An 8689-nucleotide genomic window follows, 5' to 3' on the forward strand; every position below is an offset into this window, starting at 1 on the left:
TCATAATATGTAATGTATATTACGAAATAGGGCGCGTACTGGCGATAATCATCACTTATCGCGAGTACGTCAAGGCAAGGGCAGGGCGCCAATCAAGGAGACATCGTTATGCCCAAAGGCATCACCCAGGATCAAGTCAACGCCGCCGCGGATGCACTGGTGGCGACTGGCGACAAACCCACTGTCGAAAAAGTCCGACAAGCACTCGGTACCGGTTCACCGAACACCGTGACACGCATGCTGGATGCCTGGCGTGGCATGTTGGCGTTACGCATGCAGGACGTCATCAAGCTGCCCGAACTCCCACCGGAGGTCGGGCAGGCGTTTGTCGACGTGTGGCGGCTGGCCATGGCGCATGCTGAGGCTCTCGCTCGCACCGCACTTACACAAGAGCAGAATGCCCTCTTTGCTGCGCAAACCGATTTGACCCAGGAGCGCAAACTATGCGAAATCGCACTGGCTGAAGCGCAAGCGAATGTGGCCGAAGGTACGGCCAAACTGGCACAGTCGGACATGCAATGGCGAGAACGCCAGGCGTTAGTGGACCAACTGGAATCTCAACGGGGCGACCTGCTGCTGCAACGTGATCGCCTGCTGGCTCAAGTTGAACAGCAGCGTATCCAACTCGACACGCTACTTACCGAGCGCGCGGCCGCGCAAGAACACCTGCGCACCATGGAGGACCGCGCCCATCAACAGGTCGATCACGCCCGTCAGGAGGGAAAGGCGCTGCAACAGCGGCTGGGGCGAGAACATCGCGAGCATGCAAAAACCGTCGCCTCCCTGACCACACAGTTGGGCGAACTGCGTGCCGTTATGCGAACCAGCGAACAAGCAGCGTCACACCATGCAGGCCGAGCAACCGCGCTCGAGCAACAGCTCGCGCGACTGAAGCGACCGACTATTCCATCGAGAAACCAGGCGCCACGAAAAGATCAATCCAGCGCGGCCAAGGGAAGCACCAAGAGCCGCTCGAAATCAGCCAAAGGCAAGTAATTGGAGCACCCTGCACCATAGTCCATTGATTTATCAAATTTTATTGAAATTTCATAAGCTAACTTATTGAGTTTATTGCATTTCGAAAAACGGCAATTTCTACACGGAAGGTCCGAGAACCCCATAAAACGCTCCAAGAATCCATTGGGAAGTCTGGCCCGACCTGATGTGTGCATACTGTCTTCTTGTCTTCAATTATCACGTTCGCTAGCGTTCACTACCACCGTGATGAAGAGGGCGGATGTCATGCCGTCAAGCAAAATACCGAGTCCAACACAGGCAGCCGCCGCTCTCCGCGACGAGTTACTGGCACGGGACTGGCCTACGTCCGACGCGGTCGGACACGCCAACGGCGCCAACGGTCAGTGGGCCAAGGACAAACGCGCCGCTGGTGAACTCCTCGGCGTGTGGTCAGCAAACGAGCGCACATACCGTCATCCGAGCTTCCAATTCGACGCAAGCGGAATCCTGCGTCCGCCTGTCCGCGACCTGTTGATCGCACTAGCCACCCATGCCGATTTCACCCCTGAGGCGGATACAGGCGGTTGGCGCCGCGCCTTCTGGCTACATGGCGCCACCTTAGCCTTAGCCGGATCTGATGGCGCGCCACGCGTGGCGGCCGATGTGTTTATTGTCGATCCTGAGGCAGTTATATGCGCAGCCCGGAAGGACGTAGATGCAGATCCTCAAGAGCGGTGGTGAGGATGGGATGCGTCTTTGATTAGCAAATAAACGCTAAGTGATCCACGATGAAAAACCATACAGTCAAACTTGTTTAGGTTTACCACACGCAAACTCTGTTTCTACCACCAGTGGCCAGAGCGTATTTCCGATGAATCCGGTCCTCGCACTGCTCCCTGATGAAACCGTGTCGAGTTGGAAACTTAGAAATGTGTACGGGGTAGGCAGGTTCGTTGGAACGGCGCGCCTTGATCGAGATGCTGATTTCGGTTCGTTGAAGCTTAGAGGGGACGAGATATTTGACGCGCCTCTAACGCAGCTTCGTGAGGCCGCAAAAATGCCAGATACTTGGCTTCTATGTCCCGCTGCCAAGCAATTTTGCCCCCTATGCTGGGCTGAGGATTGGGTTTCGGGGAGTCAGCCGTACTCTCGACGATCATGGCGAGTCGCTTGGCGTACTTGTTGTGGCAAGCATGGCCTGTTCCAACCTCTGCGAATTGGTACAAGCAATAAATATCGCCGCTTTCCGTTACGTTGCCTTGAATATCCGCAGTGGAGCACTCTCGATACTCTTCACTTAAATCCGGAGGGTATCGGATTACCGTCTATTCTGGAAAAGTATGGGAGCAATGCCTTATCAATAACGGATCGCCGTGGGATTCATATTCAAAATGCGTTAGAACCCCACACCTCTAAGCGCTTTTGGTATCCGCATGGATTTGACCCTACTTTTTTAAGGTCGGCATATGCCGTCATTGTAAAAGCACTACAAAAACAGTTTTCAAAGGACCAGCATCGTGTTCCAAGAGAGTCACGCAGTTGGCATGAAAGTCCGTATCGGTTTAAGCAAGATGTCTGGAGGGATCTCGGTTTTTTCTTCCGACTGGATCCCTCGGAGCGTTTTTCGATCAATGTGCTGGCCGAAGCGATTTTGTCTACGTGGACTAATTCACCGTTACCGATAGGTGTTTTCGCACATCGACGCACACAAACTTTGGTAGATGCGATTGGCTGGGCTCCGGGCGACTTCCAACCAGCTAAGCGCTTACACATTTCACCGCTCGAATCGTTGAAGCAACAAGTCGAATTTGAGCAGCGAACAAAGAAAAACTGGGCCGAGAAAGAGATCGCGCGAAGGTGCGCTTCAGTTTCGCGTCCGAGCCTCACAAAAAAAACTCGGTAAATCAAAGGGGGGCACGATCCTTGAATAAAGGACAGCAACTAAAAACACTGACTGCCAGCACGTCGTAACCAGTTGCGTAATTTGACATAATATACATTATGCGCAATCAAGGAGGCTCCTGATGGGTCGCGACAACCCGTATCCCGTGTGGCCGGAAGTCCTCGCATTCGTGCTGCTGGTCGTCGTCCTGAGCGCCCGCGCCGTCGTACATGGTTCCTGTCTCCCGACGGCTTCCGCGAGTTGCGGCACAGCTGCTTTCTGAGTCGCAAAGCGTGTGCCGAGTACCTTGGCGTGTCCGTCCGTACCGTTCGTTACTGGGATGCTGGACGCTGCCGTGTGCCGTGGTCAGCGGTCCGATTGTTACGATTTGTCCGCCTGGGTGACCTTGGCGCGCTGCATGACAGCTGGGCTGGCTGGACGCTCAACCGCAACGGTCTATGGTCGCCAGACGCCAAACACTATCCAGAGCCGGCCATGCGCCGTTGGTGGCTGACCAGCGAGCAAGCTCGTTTCTGGCGTAATGACTATGACAAGCGGACGGCTGGGGGTGTGGGGCGCAGCCCCGCGCTGACGCTCCAACCCGAAGCCGGAGTGGCCGTACCGCAAGCCGCAGTCGCGGCCCCTCTTCCGATCGGAGCCGCTGTCACGCTGACCGCTTTTGCCCGAGACGCCGGCCGAGCCGGAGGCGCCGCCGGCTCGGGCATGGCGGTCAGTGCGGCCAGCCGCCACGGACGAAGCGGAACCGCGACTGCGGCGCGAAGCGACGCGGGGCTTGTCATTCTTTCAACAAGTGGAACGCGCTACGCTCGAACCCGCATGGCACATGGCCTGGGGAGGATGCATGGAAGCTGAGCAGATCGTTCTTGAGCCTCGCAAAATGCGTTGTCGCCGGTTGCGCCGGACGATCACCGAGGCTGCTCGTAGTCACGAGCGGCAGACCGACTGGGCCTCACAGCACATGGGCCGCTCTGGGTATCGCAAGACCTTTATCACCCTCACCTACCGCTATACGGGCGAGTGGGAGCGTTGCCACGTCTCGCGCATGGTTCGACTGATGCGCCAATGGTTCAAACGGCGTGGTGAGTCCTGTCGCTTCGTGTGGGTTGCCGAGTTGCAAGAGCGTGGCGCGCTGCATTACCACTTGGTGGTGTGGGTACCGCGCAGGCTTCGCCTGCCCAGGCCCGATGTGTGCGGCTGGTGGCCGCACGGCTCTACCAAGATTGAGACCGCCCGCAATCCGATTGGCTACATGGTGAAGTACGCCACCAAGACCACGCCAGATGCGTTGAAGCGCCTGCCTAAAGGCGTCCGTCTTCATGGCAACGGCGGTCACGAAGTGTCGGATCGAGTCGCGCTGCGCGAGAAGCTGATGCCCGGCTGGCTACATGACCGTCGCGATCAACAGATGATTGATGCTCACCTGAGCGAAGAGTACGCAAGGCAAGCGTGGGAGATGCGGCGCATCGAGCTACATAGCTTTAAGCGTGATGGCACGATTGCTCGGTGCTACGTTGATCCTGAGTGCGACAAACAGGCGTATATCGAGCACGTGCTTGATTACATTGCACGCGATGAAGAGTGGCACGCGTACAAAGATCGCTGGGCATCGAAAGGCTATCCGAACTACCTGCGCGTGTCGGGCGGCATGGTCGATCTGCGGACCGGCGAGCACATCCCTACCCCTTGGCAAGTGAGCTACCAACACGGCTCGCTGATCCTCACGAAGAAACCGGAGCACCAATGAACGCACAGATCGAACAGGGAGACTGGATGATGGGCGGCAGCACTGATGAGAAAGCGAATGCCGTAGTGGGCATCTCAGAAGCGGAAGTCGCGCAGATGGTCATCGAAGCCTATGCCTACGCCTGGGACAAATGCCGTGGTGACAAGCTAAGTCGTGGTGGGAAATCGCGGTGGGTGCACGAGCTGACGCAGGAGTTTGAGTACAACTTGCGCGAACGACTGGACGTGCTCGATCCTGAGTGACGCCAGAAAAAGAGTGGCCCCCTGTCGCCGGCAAGCATCGAGGGGGCCACACCACAACTGGGGCCGAAGTCCCGAAGGAATGTTCTCATGAAAATCGATTACGCGGCGCAATGCCGCTTCTTCTCGGCTGAGGATGCGATCCGCTACGCCCTGGCCGCCTACTACGCTGCCACACAGAACATTGAGCCACCCAAAGGTGAGGACTGGCTCATCGACGGGCAACCGTATGCCTGTGCATCAGACTTTGCTGATGCCTTCGTGCAAGAGGTCGCTGATCGTGTGTCGGCAGCTGCCTATGCGCAGCGACTCCCTCGGCTGGCATCAGACATAACCGGAACATGGTGGCCGAATGATGGCGAAGAATTAACCTCGGCTGGCGAGGTTTTTTTGCGCCGGATAATGAACCATTTGCCACCTGTAGATAATCGCGTACATAATCGCCCATCGAACGGTGCCGAAAATGCCTGAGAAAACCAGCCCCATCTATACATTATGCGCAATCAAGGAGGCTCCTGATGGGTCGCGGCAACCCGTATGTCGCAGTCCTCTTAATTCCGTCGCCAGGTCCGCTAATCGTGTCATGTCCGCTTATTCGGTCATCTTTTGACGGGCCACCTACTGGGATGCGGCTTCCTGTTCGATACGGCCCACCTAAGCGCCAATCAAGCGACGCCGCCTCGGCGGCACTTGACGCAGTTTCAGAGCGGTTTCGTGCCTTGGGATCTGACCAAGGCTCTAGGCCGAAAGACCCGATATAACAGCGGCGTCCCTTTCGACCTGCTCGTCCGATGCCTGAAACGCGTCACCATCATCGATCGGTTTTATGAGGTAGGCGTGGACGTGACGGAGCAACAGCCTTTCAACGGCGCCAGAAAGTCCTTCATTAGGGCCTGAGACGACTTTTAGCCGATCGCCAACGCGGAAGCGGAGCTTGGCTAGCGCGGCTTCATCGAGCGCCCGCTCCCACATCGCCTTTTTATCTAATGTCTCCGGCGCGGCGATGCCGAACATCCGATCGGAAAACACGTAGGCCTTTCGCAAGGGCTCGACGGCCTCGCCTGGTTTGCCGGCCTCAAGTAGGTCTGCGCCGGCCTGAAAGGAATCCAGGCGGACGTTCTCAAGAAACACATCATCAAAGGGATATGTAAACAAGATCCACTCCGACATGTGTCCTTCGGGATTCTTGACCTGAAATTCATAATCTCGCCAGCTCAATGGCGCTTCCGGCTCGTTGTCACCGGCTGACACCTCCAAGTAATCACCAAAGTAAATGTTAGGAAGGTGCCAGAAGTAGTCGCCGTTAGCTGTGGGCGGGCCGCTTTCGCCTCGTCGACGATGTGTAACAACAACGCCGGGCACGAAGTTATCGCCCTTGAAAATGATGGCGGCTTTGTAGCCTCGATGAAGCCCGTTCTCTACGTAGGAGACAAGGGACCACGTGACTTCTCTCAAGATCGGTACGGTGCGCTGGGCGCCTGCAGCCGCATGATATCCACGCAGCGCCACTTCCTTGGAATTGTGGAAAGGCACGCGCCCAGGTTGCTGAGGCATCAGCCGAGTGCGAATCATCGTGAGCCAGGACAGGTCTTTCACTGCCGCGCTAGTAAGCGCAAGGCGTGTAGATGTCAGTGCCGATTGGGCTTGTTTCAAATCCGCGGCCAGGCGTTCCGTCTGCGTTTCGAGGTTACTAACCCGATCGCGTGAACCATGACGTGAGTCGTGGAGCTCTCGCTCGAGAAGATCATGCTTTGCTTGTAGGGTTTCAACGCGCTCAACAAGAGAAGGATCGATTTGCGCCACGATTTTGTGTCGAAGATCTGGCGCCAGCTCTTGGAACTTCTCAAGCAGTTCGTTGATATGTCGTTGCGCGTCCGTGTCGCTCGAAGTCTTCAGTCGATCCAGTAGATGTGGAAAGAATTCATGAAGGTCGATGCCTGCGAAGAATTGAGCCCGGGCTCTGGCAACAGCCGGTCCGAGCTTCGCTAGCACGCGACTGTATTTATGAGAAATTTCCAGCTCGCCTGACTCGTGAAAAGCCCAGAGGATGTCGGGATTTAATTCGTTGTCCGTTATCAAGTCCGACAGGCTCGACATGAAAATGTCGTCCCATCCACCGCTACCCATGATGACGAGCGTTCTGTTCTGAAGCAGCCTTTCGAGTGATCGCTTCAGATTTGGACGGGGCTGGGCAATTTGCGCGGGTACATGCAGCGTGTCTGTTCCGTGCCAGAACCCGTGGAGATGTACGATCTGAACGCCGGAGCCTTCGGTTTGGCCCAGCGTCCCATCAGCATGCAACATGGTTCGGGAATAGCCGCCACCAGCCGTTTGCACGGCGACCTGGATGAGCGGATCAAAGTTGGTAGTAAGAACCGTTCGACCGAGGCGACCTGGATGGTTTGCGAGTAGCTGTCCCAACGCTTTCAAAGAAGGTCGCAGGTACCATCCAGCCAGATCCGCATCCAACGCTTTGCCTAGCTCTGGATCTTTCCAATTTGGTGCTTCAACCTTTGTTGAGTGCGACGCAGGGGGTTTGCGCGCCCGTATTACCGCTTGGCGAATTACATCATTGGCCGCGTCTTGCCCTCTGAACGCTTGCAGTTGCGCGAAGGCAATTTGGTAGGCGTCACTAGGTTCCTGCGCTTGATGTACAGGAGTAAATGCTTGGGGTGAGTCGCGCAGCGCTTTCTCAACGAGGTCAAGGACACCACTGACACTCGGTACGCCCGGGGCATCCGGCGCCTCGGGAAAGGACAATGCAGAGCCAAAAAAGAACACGATTTCCCGGGACGCATGGACGATGCGCTCTAGAAGAACTTCCATGTCGTGGAAATGTGGACCAGAGTTGCTCATCCATGCACCCAATCTTCGGTTATTTCCGTGATTTTACCTTGAGGGTGGCAGCTGGTGACGACTTACGGGCTGGGCGTTTGGAGGGTGGCTTTGGACTGCGCCATCGGTCCAGTGCGGTTTCCATGGCAGCCACTCGGCCGGCGTGATGAGCCGCTCGTTGTTCGGCCGTTCGCACGGCTGCCTGCAGCCCTTCCTGCTGTGCCGTCAACTGAGCAACGCGCTTGCCGTGATCTCGCTGCTCCCGCTCAAGTCGCTGCTGTAATGCCTTGACCTCCTGGCGAGCCTTATCGACTTGCTGATGGGCACGATCCTCGATCACGCGGGCGTGTTCGTGGGCGGTCGCGAGGTCGGCGCGCAATGCCTCTAATTCAACATTTTGCTGCTCAAGCTGGGTCTGCAAGCGGTCGCGTTGCTGCAACAGATCGCGCCGCTGCGTTTCCAATTGCTCCACCAGCACCTGGCGTTCGCGGAGCTGTACGTCGGCCTGCGCCCGTTGAGTGGCGTGCTCGGCCGCGTTGGACTGCGCTTCGGCCAGGCTATCTCCCACAACTTTCGCTCCTGAGTCAGGTCGCTTTGTGCAGCTAATAAAGAGTTCTGCTCTTCCGTAAGTGCTGTGCGGGCAAAGGTCTCCGCGTGCGCTACGGCTAGGCGCCACACCTCTGCAAATGCCTGCCCTGCCTCGGGCGGTACGTTTGGCAGCCTGATCACTTCCTGCAGATGCTGAGCCAGCGTGCCACGCCAGGTGTCCAGCATGCGCGTCACCGTGTTCGGCGAACCGGTGCCGAGCGCCTGACGAATCTTCTCGACCGTCGGTTTGTCGCCGGCTGAGACTAGCGCGTTGGCAGCCGCGCTGACCTGCTCTTGGGTGATGCCTCTGGGCATGTTGATGTCTCCTCTAGCGATGCCCTGCCCGCTTGGCTTCGTACTCGCGATAAGTGATGATTATCGCCAGTACGCGCCCTATTTCGTAATATACATTACATATTATGA

General features: G+C 56.9%; 7 protein-coding genes and 1 pseudogene. 5 read left to right on the forward strand and 3 right to left on the reverse strand.

All coding sequences use genetic code 11. The annotated features are described in order from the left end of the window. Positions 1-108: 108 nt before the first annotated feature. The 5 genes from DVJ77_RS20845 (at position 109) to DVJ77_RS20865 (ending at position 5314) form a co-directional block, all read left to right on the forward strand. Positions 109-996: a DNA-binding protein gene (locus tag DVJ77_RS20845; RefSeq protein WP_114847468.1), complete on the forward strand. Its 888-nt coding sequence runs from the start codon at positions 109-111 to the stop codon at positions 994-996. 832 nt (positions 997-1828) lie between these two features. After that, the gene (locus DVJ77_RS21300) at positions 1829-2860 is read left to right on the forward strand and encodes a TniQ family protein (protein ID WP_225428130.1); all 1032 of its coding nucleotides are present in this window, start codon (positions 1829-1831) and stop codon (positions 2858-2860) included. Between the two features lie 841 nt (positions 2861-3701). After that, positions 3702-4604, forward strand: coding sequence for a rolling circle replication-associated protein (locus DVJ77_RS20855; protein ID WP_114847470.1), 903 nt, complete (start codon positions 3702-3704; stop codon positions 4602-4604). Next, positions 4601-4846 (forward strand): hypothetical protein, encoded by a 246-nt coding sequence (locus DVJ77_RS20860; RefSeq protein WP_114847471.1) that lies wholly within the window; start codon positions 4601-4603, stop codon positions 4844-4846. Before DVJ77_RS20855 ends, DVJ77_RS20860 begins: the two co-directional genes overlap by 4 nt. A gap of 87 nt (positions 4847-4933) precedes the next feature. Further along, positions 4934-5314, forward strand: coding sequence for a hypothetical protein (locus tag DVJ77_RS20865; RefSeq protein WP_114847472.1), 381 nt, complete (start codon positions 4934-4936; stop codon positions 5312-5314). Positions 5315-5581: 267 nt separating this feature from the next. Here the strand turns inward: DVJ77_RS20865 and DVJ77_RS20870 are convergent, their stop codons facing one another. The 3 genes and pseudogenes from DVJ77_RS20870 to DVJ77_RS21745 form a co-directional block, all read right to left on the reverse strand. Then, positions 5582-7699 carry an SIR2 family protein gene (locus DVJ77_RS20870; RefSeq protein ID WP_114847473.1) on the reverse strand — a complete coding sequence of 706 codons (2118 nt, stop codon included), beginning with the start codon at positions 7697-7699 and terminating at the stop codon, positions 5582-5584. Between the two features lie 19 nt (positions 7700-7718). Beyond that, positions 7719-8246, reverse strand: coding sequence for a hypothetical protein (locus tag DVJ77_RS21585; protein ID WP_225428131.1), 528 nt, complete (start codon positions 8244-8246; stop codon positions 7719-7721). Positions 8247-8263: 17 nt separating this feature from the next. Beyond that, positions 8264-8581 (reverse strand): annotated as a pseudogene (locus DVJ77_RS21745) (DNA-binding protein); the annotation flags it as partial. Positions 8582-8689: the final 108 nt, after the last annotated feature.

This window comes from Dyella tabacisoli (assembly GCF_003350925.1).
Taxonomy (GTDB): domain Bacteria; phylum Pseudomonadota; class Gammaproteobacteria; order Xanthomonadales; family Rhodanobacteraceae; genus Dyella_C; species Dyella_C tabacisoli.

Bases quoted from the DNA above. Each gene is read 5' to 3' on its own strand.
- DVJ77_RS20845 (WP_114847468.1), top strand. From the start codon at position 109: ATGCCCAAAGGCATCACCCAGGATCAAGTCAACGCCGCCGCGGATGCA.
- DVJ77_RS21300 (WP_225428130.1), top strand. From the start codon at position 1,829: ATGAATCCGGTCCTCGCACTGCTCCCTGATGAAACCGTGTCGAGTTGG.
- DVJ77_RS20855 (WP_114847470.1), top strand. From the start codon at position 3,702: ATGGAAGCTGAGCAGATCGTTCTTGAGCCTCGCAAAATGCGTTGTCGC.
- DVJ77_RS20860 (WP_114847471.1), top strand. From the start codon at position 4,601: ATGAACGCACAGATCGAACAGGGAGACTGGATGATGGGCGGCAGCACT.
- DVJ77_RS20865 (WP_114847472.1), top strand. From the start codon at position 4,934: ATGAAAATCGATTACGCGGCGCAATGCCGCTTCTTCTCGGCTGAGGAT.
- DVJ77_RS20870 (WP_114847473.1), bottom strand. From the start codon at position 7,699: ATGAGCAACTCTGGTCCACATTTCCACGACATGGAAGTTCTTCTAGAG.